At 63.9% G+C, this 23,176-nt stretch carries 23 protein-coding genes and 1 riboswitch; of the genes, 11 read left to right on the top strand and 12 right to left on the bottom strand.

The window, feature by feature from the left end:
* Positions 1 to 97 precede the first annotated feature (97 nt).
* Together EOA75_RS08805 and hisC are read right to left on the bottom strand one after the other, a co-directional pair.
* Entirely contained in the window at positions 98 to 1,036 is a 939-nt protein-coding gene (locus tag EOA75_RS08805) for a prephenate/arogenate dehydrogenase family protein (RefSeq protein ID WP_206516977.1), read from the bottom strand.
* A gap of 6 nt (positions 1,037 to 1,042) precedes the next feature.
* Positions 1,043 to 2,146: a histidinol-phosphate transaminase gene (hisC, locus tag EOA75_RS08800; protein ID WP_095799890.1), complete on the bottom strand. Its 1,104-nt coding sequence runs from the start codon at positions 2,144 to 2,146 to the stop codon at positions 1,043 to 1,045.
* Between the two features lie 136 nt (positions 2,147 to 2,282).
* A riboswitch (SAM riboswitch) is annotated at positions 2,283 to 2,360 on the top strand.
* A 90-nt stretch (positions 2,361 to 2,450) separates the two neighbouring features.
* Here hisC and EOA75_RS08795 point away from each other — a divergent pair.
* The 5 genes from EOA75_RS08795 (at position 2,451) to EOA75_RS08775 (ending at position 7,332) form a co-directional block, all read left to right on the top strand.
* Positions 2,451 to 3,620: a homoserine O-acetyltransferase gene (locus EOA75_RS08795; protein ID WP_095782441.1), complete on the top strand. Its 1,170-nt coding sequence runs from the start codon at positions 2,451 to 2,453 to the stop codon at positions 3,618 to 3,620.
* A gap of 88 nt (positions 3,621 to 3,708) precedes the next feature.
* Positions 3,709 to 4,323: a methionine biosynthesis protein MetW gene (gene metW / locus EOA75_RS08790; RefSeq protein WP_066990286.1), complete on the top strand. Its 615-nt coding sequence runs from the start codon at positions 3,709 to 3,711 to the stop codon at positions 4,321 to 4,323.
* Complete coding sequence (locus EOA75_RS08785; RefSeq protein WP_164747324.1) at positions 4,272 to 5,090, top strand: Stf0 family sulfotransferase; 819 nt, start codon at positions 4,272 to 4,274, stop codon at positions 5,088 to 5,090. Before metW ends, EOA75_RS08785 begins: the two co-directional genes overlap by 52 nt.
* Before the next feature lie 115 nt (positions 5,091 to 5,205).
* Positions 5,206 to 6,195 carry a glycosyltransferase gene (locus EOA75_RS08780; RefSeq protein WP_127324087.1) on the top strand — a complete coding sequence of 330 codons (990 nt, stop codon included), beginning with the start codon at positions 5,206 to 5,208 and terminating at the stop codon, positions 6,193 to 6,195.
* A gap of 201 nt (positions 6,196 to 6,396) precedes the next feature.
* Positions 6,397 to 7,332, top strand: coding sequence for a glycosyltransferase family A protein (locus EOA75_RS08775; protein WP_095782444.1), 936 nt, complete (start codon positions 6,397 to 6,399; stop codon positions 7,330 to 7,332).
* Positions 7,333 to 7,375: 43 nt separating this feature from the next.
* Here EOA75_RS08775 and EOA75_RS08770 read toward each other — a convergent pair whose 3' ends face one another.
* The 3 genes from EOA75_RS08770 to EOA75_RS08760 all read right to left on the bottom strand — a co-directional run bounded on the left by EOA75_RS08770 (position 7,376) and on the right by EOA75_RS08760 (position 10,925).
* Positions 7,376 to 8,173 (bottom strand): DUF1194 domain-containing protein, encoded by a 798-nt coding sequence (locus tag EOA75_RS08770; RefSeq protein WP_127324086.1) that lies wholly within the window; start codon positions 8,171 to 8,173, stop codon positions 7,376 to 7,378.
* A gap of 51 nt (positions 8,174 to 8,224) precedes the next feature.
* Positions 8,225 to 10,036 (bottom strand): ABC transporter ATP-binding protein/permease, encoded by a 1,812-nt coding sequence (locus tag EOA75_RS08765; protein ID WP_095823993.1) that lies wholly within the window; start codon positions 10,034 to 10,036, stop codon positions 8,225 to 8,227.
* Between the two features lie 118 nt (positions 10,037 to 10,154).
* On the bottom strand, positions 10,155 to 10,925 hold the full coding sequence (locus EOA75_RS08760) for a methyltransferase domain-containing protein (RefSeq protein WP_095824183.1): 771 nt from the start codon (positions 10,923 to 10,925) through the stop codon (positions 10,155 to 10,157).
* 99 nt (positions 10,926 to 11,024) lie between these two features.
* On the opposite strand from EOA75_RS08760, the gene gloB reads away from it, so the two are divergent.
* Both gloB and EOA75_RS08750 read left to right on the top strand, forming a co-directional pair.
* A complete protein-coding gene (gene gloB / locus EOA75_RS08755; protein WP_095799983.1) occupies positions 11,025 to 11,792 on the top strand; it encodes a hydroxyacylglutathione hydrolase in 768 nt (255 codons plus the stop codon).
* A gap of 10 nt (positions 11,793 to 11,802) precedes the next feature.
* Complete coding sequence (locus tag EOA75_RS08750; RefSeq protein WP_127324085.1) at positions 11,803 to 12,234, top strand: cupin domain-containing protein; 432 nt, start codon at positions 11,803 to 11,805, stop codon at positions 12,232 to 12,234.
* Here EOA75_RS08750 and EOA75_RS08745 read toward each other — a convergent pair.
* Both EOA75_RS08745 and EOA75_RS08740 read right to left on the bottom strand, forming a co-directional pair.
* Complete coding sequence (locus EOA75_RS08745) at positions 12,231 to 12,902, bottom strand: lysoplasmalogenase (protein WP_095799884.1); 672 nt, start codon at positions 12,900 to 12,902, stop codon at positions 12,231 to 12,233. The genes EOA75_RS08750 and EOA75_RS08745 overlap by 4 nt on opposite strands.
* A 143-nt stretch (positions 12,903 to 13,045) precedes the next feature.
* Entirely contained in the window at positions 13,046 to 13,837 is a 792-nt protein-coding gene (locus EOA75_RS08740; protein WP_127324084.1) for a DUF3108 domain-containing protein, read from the bottom strand.
* A 253-nt stretch (positions 13,838 to 14,090) separates the two neighbouring features.
* Between EOA75_RS08740 and rpmB the strand changes: the two genes are divergently transcribed.
* The 3 genes from rpmB (at position 14,091) to EOA75_RS08725 (ending at position 17,039) form a co-directional block, all read left to right on the top strand.
* Positions 14,091 to 14,387, top strand: coding sequence for a 50S ribosomal protein L28 (rpmB, locus tag EOA75_RS08735; protein ID WP_127324083.1), 297 nt, complete (start codon positions 14,091 to 14,093; stop codon positions 14,385 to 14,387).
* A gap of 109 nt (positions 14,388 to 14,496) precedes the next feature.
* Complete coding sequence (locus EOA75_RS08730; RefSeq protein ID WP_095779332.1) at positions 14,497 to 15,174, top strand: queuosine precursor transporter; 678 nt, start codon at positions 14,497 to 14,499, stop codon at positions 15,172 to 15,174.
* Positions 15,175 to 15,260: 86 nt separating this feature from the next.
* Positions 15,261 to 17,039 (top strand): GtrA family protein, encoded by a 1,779-nt coding sequence (locus tag EOA75_RS08725; protein WP_127324082.1) that lies wholly within the window; start codon positions 15,261 to 15,263, stop codon positions 17,037 to 17,039.
* A 67-nt stretch (positions 17,040 to 17,106) separates the two neighbouring features.
* Here the strand turns inward: EOA75_RS08725 and EOA75_RS08720 are convergent, their stop codons facing one another.
* From EOA75_RS08720 to EOA75_RS08705, 4 genes are all read right to left on the bottom strand, one after another.
* The gene (locus EOA75_RS08720; RefSeq protein WP_127324081.1) at positions 17,107 to 18,129 is read right to left on the bottom strand and encodes an esterase-like activity of phytase family protein; all 1,023 of its coding nucleotides are present in this window, start codon (positions 18,127 to 18,129) and stop codon (positions 17,107 to 17,109) included.
* Positions 18,126 to 20,024, bottom strand: coding sequence for a cobaltochelatase subunit CobT (gene cobT / locus EOA75_RS08715; RefSeq protein ID WP_127324080.1), 1,899 nt, complete (start codon positions 20,022 to 20,024; stop codon positions 18,126 to 18,128). Before cobT ends, EOA75_RS08720 begins: the two co-directional genes overlap by 4 nt.
* Positions 20,025 to 20,077: 53 nt before the next feature.
* Entirely contained in the window at positions 20,078 to 21,064 is a 987-nt protein-coding gene (gene cobS, locus EOA75_RS08710) for a cobaltochelatase subunit CobS (protein ID WP_066990333.1), read from the bottom strand.
* Positions 21,065 to 21,187: 123 nt separating this feature from the next.
* Positions 21,188 to 21,802, bottom strand: coding sequence for a J domain-containing protein (locus EOA75_RS08705; RefSeq protein WP_066990335.1), 615 nt, complete (start codon positions 21,800 to 21,802; stop codon positions 21,188 to 21,190).
* 145 nt (positions 21,803 to 21,947) lie between these two features.
* On the opposite strand from EOA75_RS08705, the gene EOA75_RS08700 reads away from it, so the two are divergent.
* On the top strand, positions 21,948 to 22,250 hold the full coding sequence (locus tag EOA75_RS08700) for a BolA family protein (protein ID WP_067319180.1): 303 nt from the start codon (positions 21,948 to 21,950) through the stop codon (positions 22,248 to 22,250).
* Between the two features lie 21 nt (positions 22,251 to 22,271).
* Here EOA75_RS08700 and EOA75_RS08695 read toward each other — a convergent pair.
* Positions 22,272 to 23,176 (bottom strand): acetolactate synthase large subunit (locus EOA75_RS08695; RefSeq protein WP_127324079.1); only part of this gene is annotated, 905 nt, incomplete at its 5' end.

The following is a 23,176-nucleotide window of genomic DNA, read 5'->3' as shown; positions in this document are numbered from 1 at the left end:
GCAAAGCGCAGCGCCTGCTCGGCGCTCCGGACAGAGCCGAGACAATGGCCATGATGGCGGCGCACTGGCCCCCATCGGGACAGATCGAGCAGAAGGCCTAGGGCTTGGCCCCCGGGTGCTCCACGGCCTGACGGCCGAAATCCGGCACATCGATATCCTGGCCGGCCTCAATGATCGAGCGGCGGATGGCGCGCGTGCGGGTGAACAGGTCGAACAGCTTTTCGCCGTCGCCCCAGCGGATCGCTCGCTGCAACGAGGCCAGATCCTCCGAGAAGCGCGCCAGCATTTCCAGGATCGCGTCCTTGTTGTGCAGGCACACGTCCCGCCACATGGTCGGGTCGGAAGCGGCCAGTCGGGTAAAGTCGCGAAAACCGGAAGCGGAGTATTTGATGACTTCGGTCTTGGTCACCGATTCCAGGTCGTCGGCGGTGCCGACGATGTTGTAGGCGATGATATGCGGCAGATGCGAGACGATGGCCAAGGTCATGTCGTGATGCTGCGGGTCCATCGTGTCGATGTTGGAGCCGCAGCGCCGCCAGAATTCGGAAAGCTTTTCCAGCGCCTCCGGATCCGTGCCCGGCAGCGGCGTGAAGATGCACCAGCGGTTGTCGAAGAGATCGGCGAAGCCGGCATCCGGCCCGGACTTTTCCGTGCCCGCCAGCGGGTGACCGGGGATGAAATGCACACCCTCCGGCACATGCGGCTGCATTTGCGCGATCACCGAAGCTTTGGTCGAGCCGACATCGGTGAGGATCGCGCCTTTCTTCAGCGCCGGCGCGATCTCGGCCGCGACCTCGCCGGACGAGCCGACCGGAACCGAGACGATGACGAGATCCGCGTCGCGCACCGCGTCTTCGGCCTCGGTCGTGTAGGAATCGCCGAGACCCAGTTCCTCGGCGCGCTTGAGCGTCGATTGGCTGCGCGTCGCGACAGCGATGTGGCGCGCCAGGCCTTCCCGGCGGATGACGCGGGCCAGCGACGAACCGATCAGGCCGATGCCGACCAGCGCTATTCTTCCGAACATCGGTGCTGTCATGGTGCTTCAGCTTTTCAGAAATGTCTTGAGCGCCTCGACGACGCCGCGATTGGCCTCCTCGATGCCGATGCTCATGCGCAGCGCGTTGGGAAAGCCGTAGCCGGTGACGCGCCGCAGGATGTAGCCGCGCGCGCTGAGATAGTCGTCCGCGGCCGCTGCCGAATGCTTTTTGTTGTCGGGGAAGTGGATCAGCAGGAAATTGCCGACGCTGGGCGTCACGCGCAGCCCGAGCCCGGTCAGCTCCTCGCTGACCCAGGCAAGCCACTTCTCGTTATGCGCCACGCTGCGCTCGACATGGGCGCGGTCGCGGATGGCCGCGATGCCAGCCTCGATCGCGGTTGCATTGACGTTGAAGGGCCCGCGCACCCGGTTGATGGCATCGACGATATGCGCCGGTCCGTACATCCAGCCGATGCGTGCGCCGCCGAGGCCGAGCTTGGAGAAGGTGCGGGTCATGACCACGTTCTCCGAGCTCCCGGCCAGCTCGATGCCGGCTTCATAGTCGTTGCGCCGCACATATTCGGCATAGGCCGCGTCGAGCACTAGGAGCACGCTCTTGGGCAGTCCGGCATGCAGCCGGCGCACCTCCTGGAACGGCACATAAGTGCCGGTCGGATTGTTGGGGTTGGCGAGGAACACGATCCGCGTCGCCGGCGTCACCGCGGCGAGGATTGCGTCGATGTCGGCGCGCTCGTCCGTCTCCTTGACCGCCACCGGCTTGGCGCCGGCGGCTTGGATATAGATCTTGTAAACCATGAAGGCGTGTTCGGTGAACACGGCCTCGTCTCCCGGCGCGAGATAGGTCTGCGCCAGCAGCCCCAGGATCTCGTCGGAGCCATTGGAGCAGACGATGTTTGCCGGATTGAGGCCGTGCACATCGGCGATCGCCTCGCGCAGCCGGCGGGCGGAGCCGTCGGGATAAACGTCCAATTTGGCAGCCACCTCCCGGGCGGCCTCGATCGCCTTCGGCGAGGGCCCGAGCGGATTCTCATTGGACGACAGCTTGTAGACCTTCGTCACGCCGGCCGGCGCGGTACTTTTTCCCGGCACATAGGCCTCGATGTCCATGATGCCCGCGCGGGGCGTCGGACGTGGCTGATCCTGCTTCATGTCACAAATCCGTCGAGAGGCCCTGGTTCGAGGCCGCAGCGGAAATACAGGCGGTGGCCCCGAATGTCGAGGGGCCGGCGCGCTCGCGCGTAGGCAGACCGTTGACGAAGCGCGGCGCTGGCCCTAGAAGAACAGCCGGATCTCCCGTGGTGATTTGGCCGGTCGGCTTGCAGCCACGTTAAACAATTCGCTAAAGGGCCGTTTGCAACCTGTAACCGGCTTTGCGAAGGCAGGCCGGTTTTTTGTTGTCCGTTGCCGGCCGGACGCCGTATCGCGAGATCGATGCGACTGGATGGGGAATGCAATGGCCGCTCAGCGCGCTCCAAGGACCAACCACGAGGCCGACCAACCGTCGAGCCCGGTGTTGCAGTTCGGTCCCGACAAGCCGCTAAAACTCGATGCGGGCACCGTGCTGTCGCCGTTCCAGGTCGCTTACCAGACCTACGGCGCCCTCAACGACGCCCGCTCCAACGCCATCCTCGTCTGCCACGCGCTGACCGGCGACCAGCATGTCGCCAGCACCAACCCGGTGACCGGCAAGCCGGGCTGGTGGGAGGTGCTGATCGGCCCCGGCAGGATCATCGACACCAGCCGCTTTTTTGTCATTTGCGCCAACGTCATCGGCGGCTGCCTCGGCTCCACCGGCCCGGCCTCGACCGATCCGGCGACAGGCAGGCCCTATGGGCTCGACCTGCCGATCATCACCATCCGCGACATGGTGCGGGCGCAGCTGATGCTGGTCGATCATTTCGGCATCGAGAAGCTGTTCTGCGTGCTCGGCGGCTCGATGGGCGGCATGCAGGTGCTGCAATGGGCCGCAAGCTACCCGGAACGCGTCTTCTCCGCGTTGCCAATCGCCACCGGCGCCCGCCATTCCTCGCAGAACATCGCCTTCCACGAGGTCGGGCGGCAGGCCGTCATGGCCGATCCGGACTGGCACGGCGGCAAATATCTCGATTTCGGCAGGCGGCCGGAAAAGGGCCTCGCCGTGGCGCGCATGGCCGCGCACATCACTTACCTCTCGGAAGCAGCGCTGCACCGCAAGTTCGGCCGCAACCTGCAGGATCGCGAGGCGCTGACCTTCGGCTTCGACGCCGATTTCCAGATCGAAAGCTATCTGCGCCATCAAGGCATGACCTTCGTCGACCGCTTCGACGCCAACTCCTACCTCTATCTGACCCGCGCTATGGACTATTTCGACCTCGCCGCCGACCACGGCGGACGGCTGGCGGATGCCTTCGCCGGCACCAAGACACGCTTCTGCCTCGTGTCGTTCACAAGCGACTGGCTGTTCCCGACCGAGGAAAGCCGCTCGATCGTGCATGCGCTGAACGCCGCCGGCGCGTCCGTCTCCTTCGTCGAGATCGAGACCGATCGCGGCCATGACGCTTTCCTGCTCGACGAACCGGAATTGTTCGCGGCCATCAACGGCTTCATAGCCTCGGCCGCGCGCGCAAGGGGGCTCAGCCTATGAGTGGCGCGCGATCTCTGTGTCCTGGCCGCACTTCTGAGACGCCGAGATTCCCATTGGCTGCAAATGCTCAAAGGCCGGAGGTGTGCCCATGAGCGTTAATCGCGCTCAGCGCGTCGACCTCGAAGTCGTCACCGATCTCATCCCGCCGCATTCGCGCGTGCTCGATGTCGGCTCCGGCGATGGCGTGCTTCTGGAGGTTCTGCAGGCGACCAAGCAGGTTGATGGCCGCGGCCTGGAGCTGTCACAGCGCGGCGTCAACGAATGCGTGGCGCGCGGCCTTTCCGTCGTCCAGGGCGATGCCGACAAGGACCTCGAATTCTACCCCGACAAAGGTTTTGATTTCGTCGTCCTGTCGCAAACGCTGCAGGCGACCCGCAACCCGAAACTTGTGCTCGACGAGCTGCTTCGGATCGGCAACCGCGCGATCGTCTCCTTCCCCAATTTCGGCCATTGGCGCGTGCGCTTCTCGCTGCTGATCAAGGGCAGGATGCCGGTCACCAAGGACCTGCCCTATTCCTGGTACGACACGCCGAACATCCACTTCTGCACCATTCGCGACTTCGTCAATCTGTGCGAAGAGCTCGGCGCGACGGTCGAGAAGGCGACCGCGCTCGACGCCAACGGCCAGAAGATCGGCCTGTCGATGCCCTGGTGGTTCTGGAACTTCTTCGGCCAGCAGGCGGTGTTCTTGCTGAAACGATGATCTCGCTCGATCTCTTTCGACGCCGGCCGGCCGTGGTTCAAATCCCGTCGGAAATTCTGTCGGAGATAAGCACAGGGATTCTTGTGTGCACTTCGCCGCGTACCGGCAGCAATCATCTTGCAGGACTGATGGCTTCCGCCGGGCTGGGCAATCCACTGGAGTGGTTTGGCGGGCGCCGGCTGCTCGAACAGCCAGGCTATCCGCGCGATGCCAGAGGGCAGCTTCTGAGGGCGCTGACGGAAGGACGGTCCTCTTCCGGAATCTACGCGATCAAGCTTTTTGCGAGTCAATTCGCTCAAGTTGCCAAGAAGGTGAACCTCCCCGCCAGTCTTCCCAACCTTCACTATGTGCGCCTGACGCGCAGCGATTTGCTGGGTCAGGCGATCTCATGGGCGCGTGCGCGCCAAACCCGCAGATTCCGCTCTAGCGAGGTCAATCGCGCATCCCCACGCTATGACGGCGAGGCTATCGCCGAATCGCTCGAAAAGATTCTGATGGAAAATCTGGCCTGGGACGGGTGGTTCGCGAAAAACGGGCTGTCCTTTCTTGCGCTAACTTACGAGCAGGTCCAGCAAAACCCGAGAGGAAGCCTCGAGAAAATTGCCCAGTTGGCCGGGGTCGAGCCTGTCTGGGGAACGAATCTCGGATCAGGTCTCGAAATCCAGCGCGACGCGACCAATGACGAATGGAGAAAACGTTTCCTGTCTGAATGTGCCGACCCGTCGAGCTTCCCGCACAGAAAAAAGCGCGGGTTCCTGAAGATCTAGAAAGAATCATGCGATTGAAGCGCAAACTTGCAAATAGAATGGCACCGAGAATCGTTTGACGGCATACCCCGCAGGGCTATAGCGACTGTACCGGCAAAACTGGTGGTGATTATCTATGGCTGAACACCCGATCTATTCGATCGTCATGGAGATGGAGAACGCCAAATCCATCGACTGGAACGAGATCGGCCTGGGGCTGAAGTCACTGGCGCGCGAAATCGCGGCTGTTCCCGCTACGGGTTTTGCAAGGCCAAAAGTTGTCGTGTCGCATGGCGGGCCCGATTCGGACGGCAGCTTGCTGCAAGCGAGCATTGAAGCTGAAGCGCCTGAATTGATGCAGGTTGCCGACCTGACGATCACAGCTTGCCCCGACGGCCGGTATTACGAACTCAAGAACAACGGCGTGCTTTTGACCGAAGGGGACATCGTCGTTTTCCTGGATTCGGACACGGTCCCTCAGCCAGGTTGGCTTTCAAATCTGCTGCAGCCGTTTCAACAGCCACAAACCGTCTGCGTGAACGGCCATACCTATCTGTCCTATGACGACTTCTTCTCGAGAACCTTCGCCTTGATCTGGTTCTTCCCGATGGCCCGCGGAGATGAAAGATTCGCCTCGAAGCGGGCGATCAATGCCAACAATGTCGCCTTCCGGCGCCATTGGATCGTCAACCACCCTTTCCCGGCACATAACGGCTTCAAGGTGTCCTGCACGCTGCTGATGCACCAGCTTCGGCGCGAGGGCCACAAGATCGTCAACGTCGATGCGCGCGTTTACCACTACTCTCCGCGTGGCTGGCGGTTCTTCTATTGGCGCGCGTTGGTGACCGGCAGGGACGCCGACCGCAAGTTCGTCGCGCTTCATGCCCCCAGTCGCAGCCAGCGGATCGTCAAGTCGTTCAGTCGCTGGTGGACCATGTCGTGGCGCACGACGCGACGCGTGCTCAGCCACGCGCCGCAAACGGGTATGCCTCTTTGGCAGATCCCGTTTTCACTGGTGGTAGGCCTGGCTTTTTATACCCTGGCATTTCTTGGTCATTTCAGCCTCGCTGCCGGTCTCGTAAGCGACGAAATCGAAACCGTGCCTGACTATGTCGGGCATAGTTGAAGGATAAACCGCCGCGAAGTGTTGCTTTCAAACCGCATAACTTTGAGGAAACATGCTCTGAACTTGACCCCGATGCGACACCTCAGGTGACATAGGCGGCTCTTTTCTGTAGCGTTTGCCGAATCCATCCGGGGGCGGACATGGAGGCAGGTTGTGCCAGTATCTTACGGTCATCGTTTATCTGCCCATAACGAAAGTTAGATGCCGACTGCCTCCGACCCAGCTCCGCTGATCACCGTGATCACGCCGACGCACAACCGGCGAAGCCAGGTCGTGCGCGCGGTGGAAAGTGTTCTTGCCCAGACACTTACCCGCTTCGAGCACATTGTTGTCGACGACGGTTCGACCGACGGAACGGCCTTGGCGCTGGCCGAGATTCGCGATCCCAGACTGATCTATGTCGGCGCGAAATGGCGCGGCGCCAATGCCGCGCGCAACGCGGGCATCGAGCGCGCGCGGGCGCCGATCGTGACCTTTCTTGATTCGGACGATGTCTATCTGCCGGACCGCCTCGACCGGACGCTGTCGCACTTCGACAGGAACCCCTCGCTCGAAGTGCTGATCAGTTCCTTCATCTCGGTCAAGGGCGGCCGCAGCACCAAATGCATCAATCGTCAGGCCTTGCTCGACAAGAGCAGGCTGCAGCGCGCCCTGGTCTCGCAGACGATCTTCATCGCTGGCTCGGCGATCACCGCCCGGCACGAATCGCTGCTTGCGATCGGCGGCTTTGACAGCGATATCACGCGCATGCAGGACCGCGAATTGCTGCTGCGTTTTGCCAACCGCAGCGGCGCCTTGCTGTCGGATGATATCGACTGGAAGAAATACAATTCGGAAAATTCGATCTCCGGCCGGCGCGACGGCTATGTCGAGGCCTACGCCAACCTGATCGGCAAACATCCTTATATTGCCGACCGCTATCCCGACGTGCCGCCCTATATGATCGCGCGGCAGATCATCGCCGACATATTGAAGGGGAGGCTGCCACAGGCCTTTTCGGGCTATCTCGCCAATCGGTCGTCAAAGGCGCTCGGCTACTCGCCGACCGAACTGCTGCGCGGCTATGTCGTCGGCCGGCGCTGGCGCCGCGATTGCTATGACGAGTTCCGCGCCAAATACGGCGCCAGAGCGGCCTGAGGCACAGCGCGGCGCTCTGGCCGAAACAGTGCAAATTGGGACCTCACCGATCCAGCTCCGGAAAATACGGATCGGAAAACCGCTGCCGCAGCCGTTCGCCAAGCAGGCAGTCGGTCGGCGCCTCCGCGTCGACGCGGATGCTTCCGGCGTCGCCGATCCCGCTCACCTCCTGGATCAGCTTGCGGCGGATAGCCGTCGAGAATTCCGACGCCGCATAGATCGGCAACACGAACGAACCGGGGCCGCCGGTGACGCAATCGGCATAGTAACGGTCGAGACGAATGACGCTCGGCGACGGACTGATCAGGATCGGCAGGCCGTTGACCACGATGCCTTTGGCCAAAGCCGCATCACGGATCATCGCGACGGGCAGCCCGGCATTGTTGGGCCCGTCCCCCGATATGTCGATGACCCGGCGCGGCGCCGAGTAGCTGTTTTTCTCCAGAAGTCCGGCGCCGAATCCGAGAGCGCCTGAAATCGACGTGCCGCGAAAGCTCCGGAACGGACGACCCGCGATGGTGTCGGCGAAGACGTTGGCGCTGTCCGCGCCGTCAATCACTTGCCAGCCGATCACGCCGTCGTCGCGCACGACGCCCGCCCATTCGAAATAGGCGAGCGCAATGCGGCCCCTCGGGCCCGAGCGCGCGGCGCTGATGAAGTCGGGATGGCGCAGCGCCTCGACATAGCCGGCGCGCTGCAGGGCGAACTCTTCTTCGTCCATCGATTGCGAGATGTCGACGGCCAGCACGAGTTCCACATCGACGGCAGTGCCTCCGATCGCAGGCATTGGCGCTGCCTCGGCGCAGGCAAGGCATGCAAGCAGGCTGAACAGCTTGAGCATGGCAGGCTCCACCACGCCGGGATTCTTCCCGGCGATCGCGGCGAAATAAAGCTATTTCTTGGCGCGCGCGGCAACAGGCGGGGGTTCGATCGCCCCGGCGCGGAGACGGGCCGGCTTCAGCGCCGATCCGCTGCTGTCCTTGACGATGGTGAGCGCGCGCGGGAAGAACTGGTTGTTGTGCAGACCGCGCCCGATATTGAGGATAGCGGCGTGCGGCAGTCTGGCCTGCAGCATCGCCAGCACGCGCCGAAGCGTGGCGCCGTCGAACGTATCCAGCGCTTCGTCGATGATCACCCATTTCGGCTTCCTCAGCGCCAGCCGGGCGAAGGCGAGCAGCCGCTGCTCATCGTCGGCCAGCTCATGCTCCCAGCGCGCCGAGCGGTCGAGCTGGAACGAGAGGCGCTCGAGGCCGACTTCACCGAGCACGGCGGAAATCTCGTCGTCGTCGATCTTGGTGCCTTCGGCATGGTTGAGCACGTCGCGCAGCGTGCCGAGCGGGAAATAGGGGGTGCGCGGCACGAAGAACGGTGTCTCTCCGGCCGGCATGCCAATGCGGCCGCCGCCCCATGGCCAGAGGCCGGCGATCGCGCGGAAGAACAGCGTCTTGCCGGCGCGCGGATCGCCGGTGATCATGACGCGCTCGCCGGCCTTTATCTCGACCTCCGTCTCCGCAAGCCTGGTGCAGCCGTCGGGCGAGGCGACTTCGAGCTTGTCGAACGTCAGCGTGCCATTTGCGTTTTCGCCGAACGCGATGCGCTTTTCCTTGGCATGCAGGATGTCCGTTTCGCCGAGCGCGATGCGAAAGTCGGCAACGCGCATCAGCGTTGCCCGCCAATCGGCGATGGCGCCGATGTTGTTGATGAACCAGCGCAGCGAGGAATTCACCTGGTTGAAGGCGCCGACGGCCATCATCAAACCGCCGAAGCTGATGTCGCCCGCGAAATAGACCGGTGCGGCGACCAGAATCGGCGCCACCACGGTGATCCAGCCATAGGCGTCGGTAACCCAGGACAGGTTGATCTGGGCGCTGTAGATGCGCCGCATGGCGTCGAGCACGCCGCCGAGGTCGAGCTCGAGCTGCCGCCTGGCGTCCGCCTCGCCATGGGCGAGCGCGATGGCGTCGACATTCTCGTTGACGCGGACCACGGAGGAGCGCAGCACGGCCTCGCGCGTGTAGCGATCGCTGTTGAAGCGGATCAGCGGCCGGCCTACCAGCCAGCTCAGCCAGGAGGCGATGCCGGCATAAAGGATCGCCGCCCAGACCATGTAGCCCGGTATTTCCAGCGAATGGCCGCCGACATGGAAGACGAAGCCGGAAGAGAGCTCCCACAGCACGCCGATGAAGGATACAAGCAGGATGAAGGATTGCAGCAGGCCGACGCCGAGATCGGTCGACAGGTCGGAGAGATGCCCCGCGTCCTGCTGCATGCGCTGATCGGGATTGACGCCGATCGCACCCGCATGGGTGAGCCGGAACGCACGCGCCGGCCGCATCCATTCATCGATCAGGTCGAGCGTCAGCGCCTCGCGCAACTTCAGCCGGATCGTCTGGTTGAGCCAGGTCTGGCCGACATTGAGCACCAGGAGGCTGCCGGCAATTGCGGCAAATACCATCAGCTGATGCAGGAAGCCCGGCAGGTCGCGCCGCGCCAGGGCATCATAGAAAGGCTGGTTCCAGCGATTGAGCAGCACTTGCCCGATCGAGGTCGCGACGATGACGCCGACAATGCCGATCGAGGCCCACAGGAGCCGCCTGCGCACCGGCGATGCCTTCAGCGCCAGCCTGATCGCCGCCAGCTGGTCTGAGAGGCGGCTCGTCTCGACTGAGAACGCGGCCTGTTCGATACTGGGCGTGTGGTCCATATGCGAGATCCCTGCTGCCAGGAACGGTCATTGGCGGCGATGCCGCACCCCGAACCCGCCTCTGAGATAGGGTGACGATTGCCGTATGACGCAAGGCTTGGCCCCGATCACGAACGCGTCATCCGCCCGCCCGCGGCACCGGGTCGTCGGCCCGACGTCCGAGCGTCGTTGCGCCCTGCGGCGAGAACACCGGCACGAAGACGCGGCGCGACGCGCGCTGCGCGACAGGCACGCCCTGGTAGAGCCGCTTCTGCGCCTCGACGACGATGACCCCGGAAAAGATCGGCCAGAGCCGCCGGCCGGCTCGCTCCAGCACGTTGTGGAACTGCATCATGGAGCGCCGCGGCGATGGCGGGAAGAACAGCGCGTCTGACCATGCGGCCGGCGTGAAATTGGCCTCGCGTAGCAATTCGGTGAGCTGGCCGCGCGAGAACGGCCGGCCGTTGCCGAAGGGCGTGTGCTCGAAACGCGCCCAGACGCCGCGCCGGTTGGGCACGACGATGACGACCCTGCCCGCCGGCGACAGCACGCGCCAGATCTCGTTCAGCGTCTCGCGCGGATTTTCGACATGTTCGAGCGAGTGGACGAGCAGCATGCGGTCGATGCAGGAATCGACCAGCGGCAGCTCCTCGTCGAAGACCAGCGCCGTCGCCGTCGGCCCCGTCGCCGGCCAGACCACCGCCCCTTGCGTCGCCGGCATGAAGGCAAAGACGCGCTCGGCATCGGCGCCGAACCGCTCCAGCCACGGCAGCGTGTAGCCGAGACCGACTAGGCGCTCGTTCGGAACGGGCGCCCATATCGACGACAGCGACATGGTGATCGCGCGCTCGGCGAGGCGCCCGAGCGTGGTCGAATAGAAGGACCGGAGATCGACGATATCGGAATGCATGCGCCCGACGGTAGCCGCGATATCCGGCGAGTTCAACAAAGGCGGATGACATCCGCGGCCGGGCGCCCTATGTCTGCGGCCATAACGGAGAGCGACGAGATGCCGGTCGAAATCGAACAGTTCATGTGCCGTACCGACAATTTCGGCGTTCTGGTGCATGACGCCAGAAGCGGGCAGACGGCGATCATCGACGCCCCGGAAGAAGCGCCGATCCTGGCTGCGATCAAGCGCACCGGCTGGACCCCGACGATGATCCTGACCACGCATCATCATGGCGACCATGTCGAGGCCAATCTGGCCCTGAAGGAGCGCTTCAAGCTCACCATCGTCGGACCGGAAGCGGAACAGGCGAAGATCCCCGGCATCGACGAGACGGTCAGCCAGGGTTCCGTCATCCGCCTCGGCGAGGAAAAGATCGAGGTCATCGAGACGCCCGGCCATACCGCCGGCCATGTCTCTTACCATTTGCCGGCCTCGAAAGTGGCCTTCACCGCCGACACGCTGTTTGCGCTGGGCTGCGGTCGGCTCTTCGAATGCAAGCCGCCGGTTATGCACGATTCGCTGAAGAAACTTGCCGCCCTTCCGGCCGAGACCGTCATCTATTGCGGCCACGAATACACATTGGCCAACGCGCGCTTCGCCCTGACCGTCGACCCCAGCAATTCAGCATTGAAAGAGCGCGCCGCCAGGATCGAGAAGCTGCGCGCCGACAATAAGCCGACCCTGCCGACGACGATCGGCGAGGAACTGTCGACCAATCCGTTCCTGCGCTGGCACGACCCGGCGATCCGCAGACATCTCGGCATGGAGAGGGCGAGCGATACGGACGTGTTCGCCGAGATCCGCAAACGCAAGGATAACTTCTGAGCGCTCCTTTATGACCAGCGCCGCCGAAATCATCGCCGCGCTCGGCCTCGAGCCGCACCCCGAGGGCGGCTGGTATGCCGAGACGTTTCGCGACGCGGAGGGTGGCACGCGCGGCCATTCGACCGCGATCTATTTCCTTTTGGAGCAAGGCCAGCGTTCGGCCTGGCACCGGGTCAGGGACGCGGCCGAGGTCTGGCATTTCTATGCCGGCGCGTCGCTGGCTCTCGCCACGCACGAAGAAGGCTCCGGCACCGTCGTCGAACATCTATTGGGCGCGGCACTTTCCGCCGGCGAGCGGCCGCAGATCGTGGTCCCGGCCGGCTGTTGGCAGTCGGCGCGCAGCCTCGGCGGATGGACGCTGGTCGGCTGCACGGTGGCACCGGGCTTCGATTTCGCCGCCTTCGAGCTGGCCGAGCCGGACTGGCAGCCGAAAACAGCCTAGGCCAGCAGGAAACCAAGCGTGATCGCCAACTGGGCCGCATAATAGAGCACCCAGACCGCGTAGCGCATCCAGACGCGATGCGGCGAGCTCGCGGCCAGCAGGAAGCGCTCTGCCGCCAGCAGCCCGTCCGATATGATGAACAGCACGGCTCCGGCGATGACCCAGGGATGAAAGGTCGTGAGCGCCGAAACACCCATGGCGAGGATCGCCCCGGCATAGACGGCGACCGGAACGCGCAGGGCAGCTCCGACGCGCCGCCAAAGCGCGGCGAGCATCGTGATAACGAAAACCGCCAGCGCCAGCGCAATGGCGCCGCGCCAGGACTCGGCGGTGAGCAGGCCGATTCCGCCACCGGCGTTCAGGAACAAGGCGACATATGCGACATGTGCGGCAAGAAAGCTCGCCAGCCCTGCAAGAAAGGCTTTTTCACCGTCTTGGGAGAGGAACGCGTCGCCGGCGGCGCTGAGCGCCAGCGCTGCGACGAGCAGCGGCGGACTGCCCTGCATGACGGCGAGCGCCGCCAACAAGGCCACGGCCAGCGTCTTGGCGGCGGAACGGGCGAGGCGTGGCGGCAGCTCGAGCGCAAGGACGTAAATCGCGGCGGCGGCGATCGAGAACAAAAGCGTCGCATTGGGATTGGCGTCGATGCCGCCCGGAAACGGCATCATGCGCGCGCTCCGCCGGTCGCCGGCTTGCGCAGCCCCGAGGCTTTGGTGAGCAGTGCAAACAGCGCCCACAGGGCGTCCGCCGAGAAACCGATCAGTGTTGCGCGCCCCATGCCCCATCCCCGGCGGCGCGCCGTGGCGCCTAACTATTCGGCTGCTTCGAACCGTCTTGCGCTGATGGTCAGCGGGCCGATCTGGGTCCCGACCGTGGCGCGGATCGGCGCATATACGCCGGATTGGCCGACGGGTGCAAATGTCACCATCATGCGGCTTTTGTTCTTCAGGAAGTCCAGCGCCTTGCGGCCCTTGCGATAGCCCGCCACCGGCTCGAAGCCCATCTTGCAGGTCACGGTGTCGCCTTTGTAGCCCGGCACCGAGATCGAGCCTTTCGAGGCATAGGTCAGCGACAGGTTGGCGCGCATCTCGCCATCGTAGAATCTGACGGTCCGCCCGCAGACCTTGTCCAGGCTGTCGGCATGGACGACGGTCGCGGCCATCGGATCGACCACCGATTTCAGGTCGCCGGAGCCGACCGGCACCCAATTCTTGGGATCGCGCTTGCCGGGCTCCGGAACGACCTTCGTCGAGGAGACGTCGCCATCGGCGAAGCGTATGTCGACCACCGATGCCTTCTTGCCGGAAGTATAGTCGGCCCGGAAGGCCCGCGGCCGCATCTGCTGGCCCGAAATCGTACCCTTCGACGAGATCGTGCCTTTCGTATCGTCGAACAGCTTGGCGATGCCGGCGGCCGAGACGGTGCCATTGATGGCATAGGTGTCGCCGTCGTAACGGCTGGAAAACGTTGCCCTGGCGACCGAAAGGCCCAGGAACGACACGGTGTATTCGCCCTTGAAGGACTGCGGCGAGGCAGCAGCGAAGGCGGTTGTAGGCACAGCGACGGCGAGCAGCGCGGCAAGGGCTTGGGAGGGGCGAAGCATGGCGGCGGCAGGTCCTTGATACTGGCGGAAACGCAACGGTTCCAGCCTGGCAATCCCTTCGCGCAGGGCTTATACGACGAATTCCGGCCTTTATATGGAGCGAGCTTGGCCGCCGCGTAGGTGCCGGAGCTTGACGTAGTGGCGAAATGCAACTATGGAACGCCAACTTTTCCAAAGGCCGCCTGACCGAGACCGCGCGCCGCCTGGCGCGGGCAGAATGGTTTGGCAGGTTTAGAACTGAAGGTTAGACAAGATGTCCCGCACCTGCGAGCTCACTGCCAAGGCAGTCCAGACCGGCCACAATGTGAGCCATGCCAACAACAAGACCAAGCGTCGCTTCCTGCCCAACCTGGTCAATGTGACGCTGATTTCCGAAGTGCTGAACCAGAACGTTCGCCTGCGCATTTCGGCCAACGCGCTGCGTTCGGTCGAGCATCGCGGCGGCCTCGACGCGTTCCTGGCCAAGGCCGACGCCAAGGAGCTGTCGCAGCGCGCTCGCCTGCTGAAGAAGCAGATCGCGAAAAAGCTCTCCGAGCAGTCGGCCGCCTAAAGCTCTCTTTTCAGGCGGGGGACGACCGCCTCGAGCACCGGCTCCAAACTGGTGCTCGGACCTGAGCGCCGTCATGACGCTCGGCTGGTTCCATTACCAGGATAAAAAAATGAACTTCCTTTCACGATACCTGCCTTTCGTGGCCGCCATGGCGCTTGTCGTCGTGGCGTCCAATATCCTTGTCCAGTTCCCGATGCAGGGCCAGATCGGCGGCCTGTCGCTGGCCGACCTGCTCACCTGGGGCGCCTTCACCTATCCTTTCTCATTTCTGGTCACCGATCTTGCCAATCGTCGCTACGGCCCCGCGGTGGCGCGCAAAGTGGTCTTCGTCGGCTTCATGACGGCGGTCGTCTGCTCGATCCTTGTTCCGCCCTTCCTGTTCCGCCACGGTCTGATCGCGTTCGAGACCGCCGCTGACCGGCTGGTGCGAATCGCGGCCGCGTCCGGCGCCGCCTTCCTCGCCGCACAACTGCTCGACGTAACGGTGTTCAATCGTCTGCGCCGGCAAAGCTGGTGGCGCGCGCCGATCGTCGGCACGCTGGTCGGCTCTGTCTTCGACACGGTGGTGTTCTTCGGCGTCGGCTTCTCCGCCGCCTTCGCCTTTGTCGGGCCGAACGACGGCTTCGCGCTGGAGACGGCACCGCTGATGGGCGTGCTGCCTGTCGAAACCATGCGCTGGGTGTCCTGGGCGCTGGGCGATCTCTCGGTCAAGCTGATCATCGCGGTGGTGGCGCTGATCCCCTACCGGCTGCTTGCCGCCCGCTGGAGCCAGCCGGCCATCGCCTGACCCTTGAAGCGGCCCTTCGCGGCTTTACGCTTTGTTACGGCCATTGGTGCAGGATCGCCAAAACGATCCAGGACATTGCCATCAACATGACCATCCAGGGCACCGGTTGGAAACATGACCTTCTGCTTGCGCTCTGCGCGACGCTGCTCGTGCTGGGGATCAATGCGATCTCCGGCTTCCCAACGATCGCGGACCTTGGCGCCGACAATGACAGCATGCTGAGGCTGGTCGAAGTTCGCGACCTCTTGGCTGGACAGGGCTGGTTCGATCTTCATCAATACAGGATGGGCCTGACCGGCGGCTTCGTCATGCACTGGTCGCGGCTGGTCGACACCCCGATCGCGCTGATCATCTTCACCTTCCAGGCCCTAGGCGCCAGCACGGCTGCCGCTGAAAAGGCAGCGCAGATCATCTGGCCGCTTTCCCTATATGGGCTCACCATATTCGTCATCCTGCGCGCTTCCCGGCGTTTCGCCGGTACGGACGTGGCGATGCCTGCGCTGGTGCTGTCCACTGCGGCGCTGTTCTTTATCGGCATTTTCCACCCTGGCACCCTTGACCACCACAACGTCCAGCTCCTGCTCACGGCAGCCAGTCTCTGGCTTATGACGGAGGCTCCCTTCCGGCGGTCAGCCGCTCTTCTGTCCGGCCTGTGCGCAGGCCTCACCCTTGCCGTCGGCATGGAGACGGCGCCTTATGTGGCCACACTTGGCGCCTGCGCCGCCGTGCTCTTCATCTTCGATGAAAGCGAGCGCCAGACCGTGCGCGGCTTCGGCATCGGATTTGCCGCGATAGCTTTGGTGGTTCTCGTTGCCACCATACCGCCGTCGGCCTGGGGCGTGGCCGAGTGCGACGCCTTCTCGGCTTTCCAATTCGTCATCGCGGCGCTGTCGGGCTTTGGACTGGCGGCGATTGCGGGTCTACCCGGACAGTCGACGGCTAAGAGGCGGTTCCTCTCAATGTCCGCGTTGGCCGTTGCAATTGCGGCCGTTGCGCTCCTGTTCTTCCCGCAATGCCTGGCATCGCCCTATGCCGGCATGGATCAGCGCATTCGCACCTATTGGCTGAACGACGTCGTAGAGGCGCAGCCGTTCCTCAGCGTGGCCGTGAACGAGCCGAAGCTGATGGCGGCGCGTTATGTGACGCCCTTCATCGCAATCCTGTTGATTGGCCTTCAGCTGCGCAGCCGCCGCCTGCGCCGCGAGGAAGCCCTTACCGCCGTGCTGCTGATCGTCGCTTTCGCCGTCAGCCTATGGCAGGTGCGCGGCTCGACCTTCTCGGTTGCCTTCGCGGTGCTGCCGCTCTCGACCTGGATCGCCGGGGTTCGCCTGCAGGCAAGCGCCGCGCAGCCGTGGCGCGTCTCCACCCGCATCGCGGCGGCATGGCTGGTGTCGCTCAATGCGACCTGGGCCGGCGTCGCCGTCGCCGCGCAGTCCGTGGTCCAAAAGGCACCCGCAAAGATCAATTCCGATGCCGATCATGCGCTGACCTGCGGCAAGGCCTCGGACTTCAGCGACCTGGCCGGCATGCCGGCAACGACGGTGCTTGCGTCCTCCAATCTCGGCTCCCCCATCTTGATGTTTACCGGCCATAGGGCGTTGGCCGGCCCCTATCATCGCAATGTCGGCGGCAATCTCGCCATGCTCGACGCCTTCATGGGAACGCCGGATGCCGCCCGCGCCATCATTGAGCGCGAGCATGTCGGGCTGGTCGCCATATGCCGCGGCAATTCGGAAGAGCTTTCGCTCGCCGGCCAAGCTCCCAAGGGCCTGGCCGCGAGGCTGCTGAAGCGGGACGTTCCCGATTGGCTGGAACTGGACAGGGCGACGGCGAGCAAGCCGGTCGAGATCTATAAAGTCCGCTGAGGGCGGGCAACTTCGGGACAAATGCGCAGCGGATTTCCGTTGCGAATTGAACGAAACCAAGCGCCGCTCAGTCCTGGTGCAGGATGAATTCCAGGTAGAGGTTCCGCTGCAGGATCGATTGATTGTCGTCCGACACCAGCGACACCATCAGCGCGCCGTCGTCGCGGGTCCAGACGTCGAGCCCTTCCATATTGTCGATCTGGTAACCCATATCGGCGTCGATCAGCACCGGGCCGTCGGCGACCGCGCCCTTCTCGATGCTCTCGCCATAGATACGCCTCAGCCGCATCTTCACCCCGCGCGCCATCGAGAAGCTGCGTTCGAGCAGAAGCAGGTCGCCATCGGGCAGGAAGGCGCCGTCGGTGATGTCGAAATTGCCGTTGCGCTTGACGGTGAAGACGCCCTTCCTCGGTCCCTCGATGATGGCGGCATAGATGTTGCCGGCCTTGTCGAGGCTCTTTTCCGACACCACGACCAGGCCGCCCTCGTGCTGGCCGTAAGGGTTGGCGTGTGTGACCGTCTCGAAGCCGCGGTTCTGGCGCAGCTCCCGCGCCGGGACCAGATAGTCGCGCGTCTTGAACGGCGCCTTCATATTGTCCGGCTCGACCTTGAACTGGACGACGCGCTGGTCGCGCTCGAAACCGACGGTGGCGATACCGTCCTTGACCGCGAGGCCTTCGGCGTCGACCTCCCATTTCTTCTCGATCGGCTGGCCCGAGGCGTCGACCATCTGCTGCATGCGGAAATTCGACACGCCCGAGGGGCGCTTGTCGGCATCGTGGGTGATGGTGCCGAAGAACCAGAAGCCGGTATCGGTGACGCCAATGAAATCGCTGCCTGATTTGAGGAAGCGGAAAGCCGAAAGTGCGCCGAAATCGCGCGACGGCGAGGTCATCTCCAGCCCGCCGACGAACTCGATCGACCCGAACTGTTTCCGGTCGCGGCCGATATGGAACTCGGTGATCGGCCGCGCTGAAACTTCGATCGTCTCCACCGCAGCGCCTCGCTCGGCGAAGACCGGAGAGGCGGCCGAACAGACCAGCGCGCAAACAAAAGCCGTCCGCCGGAATCCGCCCCGCGAAAGGATCATCCGGCGCGCCTCAAGCCACCGCGCCGCGTGTCGCGCGCGCTCTCCTCGCCGAACAGCGATGCCAATTGCTCCGTCATGGCGCCGGCCAGCTCCTCGGCATCGACGATGGTGACGGCGCGGCGATAGTAGCGCGTGACATCGTGGCCGATGCCGATGGCTAAAAGCTCCACCGGCGAGCGCGTCTCGATGAGATCGATCACCGCGCGCAAATGGCGCTCCAGATAGTTGCCGGGGTTGACCGAGAGCGTGGAATCGTCGACCGGCGCGCCGTCCGAGATCATCATCAGGATCTTGCGCTGTTCCGGCCGGCCGATCAGCCGGTTGTGCGCCCAAAGCAGCGCCTCGCCGTCGATGTTTTCCTTGAGCAAGCCCTCGCGCATCATCAGGCCGAGATTGCGGCGCGCGCGCCGCCACGGATGGTCGGCGGACTTGTAGATGATGTGGCGCAGATCGTTGAGCCGGCCCGGATTCGGCGGCTTGCCGTCCTTCAGCCACTTCTCGCGCGCCTGCCCGCCTTTCCACGCGCGTGTGGTGAAGCCGAGGATTTCCACCGAAACCCCGCAGCGCTCCAGGGTGCGCGCCAGGATGTCGGCGCAAGTCGCGGCAACCGTGATCGGCCGCCCGCGCATCGAGCCCGAATTGTCGAGCACCAGCGACACCACCGTGTCGCGGAACTTGGTGTCGCGCTCCTGCTTGAAGGACAACGGCTGCATCGGATCGATAACGACGCGCACCAGCCTGGATGGATCGAGATAGCCCTCCTCCAGATCGAAATCCCAGGAGCGGTTCTGCTGCGCCATCAGGCGGCGCTGCAGCCGGTTTGCCAGGCGGCCGACGACGCCGGAGAGATTGGCGAGCTGCTTGTCGAGGAAGGCGCGCAGCCGGTCGAGCTCCTCTTCCTCGCAAAGGTCCTCGGCCCCGACCGTCTCGTCGAAGGCGGTGGTGAAGACCTTGTAGTCGATTTCCTTAGGCAGGTTGAGGAAGGGATTGTCGTTGCGGCGCGCCTCGCCTGGCGTCTCGGCGTCGGAATCATCCTCGTCGGAAAGGTCGTCCGATGTGGCGTCGGTCGCCTCCGTTTCGGTCGACTCTTCCTCGTCGGCGGAAGCCTCCGCGTCCTCGGACTGCGACTGTTCGGAGCCGGAATCGTCCTCGCCGCCTTCCTCGCTCTGCTCCTCGCCCTGCTGCTCGTTTTCCTCGTTGTCCTCCGAGTCTTCCGTCTCCTGGTCGTCGCCGAGTTCCTCGGCCATCTCCATGGAGACGAGCATGTCGCGCACGATGCGGGCGAAGGCTTGCTGGTCATCGAGCCTGGACGACAGGCCGTCGAGGTCGCTGCTGGCCTTTTCCTCGACCCAGGGCCGCCACAGATCGACCAGTCGCTCGCCGCTCTTCGGCACGGTGCGGCCGGTAAGCTTTTCGCGCACCATCAGCGCCACCGCCTCCTCGAGCGGGGCGTCGGCCTTGTCCTTGACGTCGACGAGGTTTGCCCTGGCGTATTTGTCCTCGAGCATCGAGCCGATATTGTCGGCCACGCCCTGCATGGCGCGGCTGCCGATCGCCTCGACGCGGGCCTGCTCGACGGCATCGAAAATAGCCCGCGCGAGCTTGCCTTCCGGCGCCAGCTTGCTGTGGATACGCTGATCGTGGCAGGCGCGCTTCAGCGCCATGGAATCGCCAATGCCGCGGGTGATCGCGATGTCGGTGCGGGAGGCCTTCTTCGGCAGCTCGGGCAGCCTGGCGCGGTTGCCGGCCAGCGCCGGCCGGTCCTTGGCGAAGCCGACCTCGAGGTCCTTGTCGCCGGCGACGGCGCGCATGCAGACGGTAACGGCGCGCTTGAAGCTGTCCGCTTCAGACCCGTTCTTCGGCTTGTTGCGCGTGTTGTCGCCCGGACCCGCCATCGATCATTCCCTGCGCGTTGTGGTCCGAAAGGCCAAGCCTTCCGGCACGCGCCTTACCCCAGCACCACGTTGGCGGCGCTCTCCGGCAGATCCTCGCCGAAGGCACGCTGGTAGAATTCGGCGACCACCGAACGCTCCAGCTCGTCGCATTTGTTGAGGAAGGTGAGCCGGAATGCCATGCCGATATCGCCGAAGATCTCGGCGTTCTCGGCCCAGGTGATGACCGTGCGCGGGCTCATCACCGTCGACAGGTCGCCATTGATGAAGGCCGAGCGCGTCATGTCGGCGACGCGCACCATCTTGTTGACGATCTCTTTGCCCTTGCTGTCGCGATAGTGCTTGGCCTTGGCCAGCACGATCGACACCTCGTTGTCGTGCGGCAGGTAGTTGAGCGTGGTGACGATCGACCAGCGGTCCATCTGCGCTTGGTTGATCTGCTGCGTGCCGTGATAGAGGCCGGTGGTGTCGCCGAGACCCACCGTGTTGGCGGTGGCGAACAGCCGGAAGGCCGGATGCGGGCGTATGACGCGGCTCTGGTCGAGCAGCGTCAGCCGGCCCGACGATTCCAGCACGCGCTGGATGACGAACATCACGTCCGGGCGTCCGGCATCGTACTCGTCGAAGCAGAGCGCGACGTTGTGCTGATAGGCCCAGGGCAGGATGCCGTCGCGAAATTCCGTGACCTGCAGGCCTTCCTTGACGACGATGGCGTCCTTGCCGACGAGATCGATGCGGCTGACATGGCTGTCGAGATTGACGCGCACGCAGGGCCAGTTCAGGCGCGCGGCGACCTGCTCGATATGGGTGGACTTGCCGGTGCCGTGATAGCCCGACACCATGACGCGGCGGTTGTAGGCGAAGCCGGCGAGGATCGCCAAGGTCGTTGCCTTGTCGAACAGATAGTCCGGGTCGATGTCGGGCACGTGCTCGGTCGCCGCCGAATAGGCCGGAACCACCATCTTGGAGTCGAAGCCGAATTTCTCCTTCACCGGCACCGTCGTATCGGGCAGGTTGGCGATGTCGCGATCGACCTTGTTCATCTCTATCAACGTCTCCACGGGCGAAACGCCGCGTTTCGCCGGCAATCGATTTTGTTCGGGGGCGGTCTTAGAGCCTTTTCCAACCTTATGAAAGTTGGAAAACGACATGGACCGTAGGGTCGCTCAGCACAATCCTGCTTGCTTGAGCACGCGATAGGCCTGCAGCACATCGCGGAACCGGTCTTCCGAACCTCTGTCGCCGCCATTCGCATCCGGATGGTGGCGCTTCACGAGTTCCTTATAGCGCGCCTTGATATCCTTGCCAGTCGCCTTTGTATCAAGGCCAAGCGTTTCCAGCGCCTTGGCCTCAAGCGGCTTTGCCTTGCGCTCGCGCACTTCGCGCGTTCCGCCGCCGAACAGATTGAAGGGATCGCGCATGCGGTTGTAGTAGCCTGCACGCCCGGAGCGCTGCTGCGCGAAGTCGGGTGCCGAACGCATGCCGCCGCCATTGGCGCCCATGCGCCAGGTCGGCCGGTGTCCGGTCAGCGCCTCTTTCTGGAAGCGGGCGATCTCGCTGTCCGACACGCCCGAGAAGTAGTTGAAGCTCTTGTTGTATTCGCGCACATGCTCAAAGCAGAAGCGGAAATACTCGCCCTCCTTCAGGCGCCCGACCGGCGCGCGATGCGTACCGGCCTCGCTGCAACCGTCCCACTGGCAGATCGGCGCGCGCGACTTCAGCTCCGCGTCCTTTTCCGGCCGGATGCGAATCTTCTCGAAATATTTGGGATACGGTTTCATCCTCACCCATTTATGGGCTGTTCGCTACCGCGAAACAAGAATTGACATTTCGCCGATGATCGCCCTAACCGCTGAATCGCGGCCTAAAGCGGTCGAAAGCACAGATTTTGCGGCGGTACCGCAGATGTGGTGAAGGGAAGCCCCGATGTCCATACAGTCGACGATGGAAAACAAGCTGAAGGCGGCATTTTCGCCGGAAAGGCTCACCGTCATCAACGAAAGCCATCTTCACGCCGGCCATCACCACGTCGAGCACGGCCACGAGGCCGTCTTCGACGGCACCGGCGAGACCCATTTCCGCGTCCGTATCGTCTCGCAGAATTTTGCCGGGATGAACCGCATCGAGCGCCACCGCGCCGTCAATCGCCTCCTTGCCGACGAATTGAAGGCCGGCGTGCACGCGCTGGCGATTGAGCCTGCAGCACCTGGTGAGAAGACACGCTGGTAAGCTCGGCGGGCCGGGGGCCGCTCAGATCACCGCTTCGATGAGGAACGGCCCCGGACGCGACAGCGCGCTGTCGAGCAGCGCGTCGAAGCGCTCGCATGTGTCGGCGCGGGCTGCTTCCACCCCCATGCCGGCTGCCAGCGAAACCCAGTCCAGAGCCGGCTGATCAAGGTCGAGCATTCGCCTGGCATTCTCGCCGATCGCGTTCACCCCGACATTGCGCATCTCGCCGTGCAGGATGGCGTAGGTCCGGTTGGAAAAGACGATCGTCACCACGTCGAGCTTTTCCCGCGACTGGGTCCATAATCCCTGCACCGTGTACATGCCGCTGCCGTCCGCCTCCAGATTCAGCACCTTGCGGCCAGGACAGGCGATGGCCGCGCCAGTCGCCATTGGAATGCCGCCGCCGATCGATCCGCCTGTGCCCATCATGTAATCGTGCGGGGCGGCAAAGGCCGAGAGCGCAAAATAGCGCCGCGCCGAGGTGACGGCCTCGTCGCAGACGATCGCATTCTCCGGCAGCTTCCGGGCTACCGAAAGTGCAACCGCGTCGTCCGTCAGCTTGCCGCGCGGGGCCGGCTCATTGGGAAAGGCCGTGGCGACGGGCACCGGCTGCGACGGTTTGATGCCCAGTTCGTCGCGAAGCGCAGCGAGTGCCGCCTTCAAATTCTCGCCATGCTCGGCCAACGACATCACTTCACAGTCTTCGCTCACAAGCCGGCCCGGCTTTCCGGGATAGGCAAAGAACGCCACCGGTTCACTGGCTCCGACGAGGATCAGGAGATCGATGTCGGCAAGGAGGGTGCGCGCGGAGCCGATCGGATATGGAACGCGGGTAGGCGCAACGCGGCCCCGGCCGCGCTGCATCCGGGCGATCAGAACGTCGCTGAACAGCCGGACATCCGAAACCGCCGATATCTGTCCGGCGA

Origin of the sequence: Mesorhizobium sp. M1A.F.Ca.IN.022.07.1.1 (genome assembly GCF_003997575.1) — a bacterium.
In the GTDB taxonomy this organism is placed as follows: domain Bacteria; phylum Pseudomonadota; class Alphaproteobacteria; order Rhizobiales; family Rhizobiaceae; genus Mesorhizobium.
Note: the sequence above shows the minus strand (reverse complement) of the source record. Positions and strands in the feature narration are given on the sequence as shown.

Coding starts and splice junctions, on each gene's coding strand:
- EOA75_RS08805 (WP_206516977.1), bottom strand. CDS start 1,036: ATGACAGCACCGATGTTCGGAAGAATAGCGCTGGTCGGCATCGGCCTG.
- hisC (WP_095799890.1), bottom strand. CDS start 2,146: ATGAAGCAGGATCAGCCACGTCCGACGCCCCGCGCGGGCATCATGGAC.
- EOA75_RS08795 (WP_095782441.1), top strand. CDS start 2,451: ATGGCCGCTCAGCGCGCTCCAAGGACCAACCACGAGGCCGACCAACCG.
- metW (WP_066990286.1), top strand. CDS start 3,709: ATGAGCGTTAATCGCGCTCAGCGCGTCGACCTCGAAGTCGTCACCGAT.
- EOA75_RS08780 (WP_127324087.1), top strand. CDS start 5,206: ATGGCTGAACACCCGATCTATTCGATCGTCATGGAGATGGAGAACGCC.
- EOA75_RS08775 (WP_095782444.1), top strand. CDS start 6,397: ATGCCGACTGCCTCCGACCCAGCTCCGCTGATCACCGTGATCACGCCG.
- EOA75_RS08770 (WP_127324086.1), bottom strand. CDS start 8,173: ATGCTCAAGCTGTTCAGCCTGCTTGCATGCCTTGCCTGCGCCGAGGCA.
- EOA75_RS08765 (WP_095823993.1), bottom strand. CDS start 10,036: ATGGACCACACGCCCAGTATCGAACAGGCCGCGTTCTCAGTCGAGACG.
- EOA75_RS08760 (WP_095824183.1), bottom strand. CDS start 10,925: ATGCATTCCGATATCGTCGATCTCCGGTCCTTCTATTCGACCACGCTC.
- gloB (WP_095799983.1), top strand. CDS start 11,025: ATGCCGGTCGAAATCGAACAGTTCATGTGCCGTACCGACAATTTCGGC.
- EOA75_RS08750 (WP_127324085.1), top strand. CDS start 11,803: ATGACCAGCGCCGCCGAAATCATCGCCGCGCTCGGCCTCGAGCCGCAC.
- EOA75_RS08745 (WP_095799884.1), bottom strand. CDS start 12,902: ATGATGCCGTTTCCGGGCGGCATCGACGCCAATCCCAATGCGACGCTT.
- EOA75_RS08740 (WP_127324084.1), bottom strand. CDS start 13,837: ATGCTTCGCCCCTCCCAAGCCCTTGCCGCGCTGCTCGCCGTCGCTGTG.
- rpmB (WP_127324083.1), top strand. CDS start 14,091: ATGTCCCGCACCTGCGAGCTCACTGCCAAGGCAGTCCAGACCGGCCAC.
- EOA75_RS08730 (WP_095779332.1), top strand. CDS start 14,497: ATGAACTTCCTTTCACGATACCTGCCTTTCGTGGCCGCCATGGCGCTT.
- EOA75_RS08725 (WP_127324082.1), top strand. CDS start 15,261: ATGACCATCCAGGGCACCGGTTGGAAACATGACCTTCTGCTTGCGCTC.
- EOA75_RS08720 (WP_127324081.1), bottom strand. CDS start 18,129: ATGATCCTTTCGCGGGGCGGATTCCGGCGGACGGCTTTTGTTTGCGCG.
- cobT (WP_127324080.1), bottom strand. CDS start 20,024: ATGGCGGGTCCGGGCGACAACACGCGCAACAAGCCGAAGAACGGGTCT.
- cobS (WP_066990333.1), bottom strand. CDS start 21,064: ATGAACAAGGTCGATCGCGACATCGCCAACCTGCCCGATACGACGGTG.
- EOA75_RS08705 (WP_066990335.1), bottom strand. CDS start 21,802: ATGAAACCGTATCCCAAATATTTCGAGAAGATTCGCATCCGGCCGGAA.
- EOA75_RS08700 (WP_067319180.1), top strand. CDS start 21,948: ATGTCCATACAGTCGACGATGGAAAACAAGCTGAAGGCGGCATTTTCG.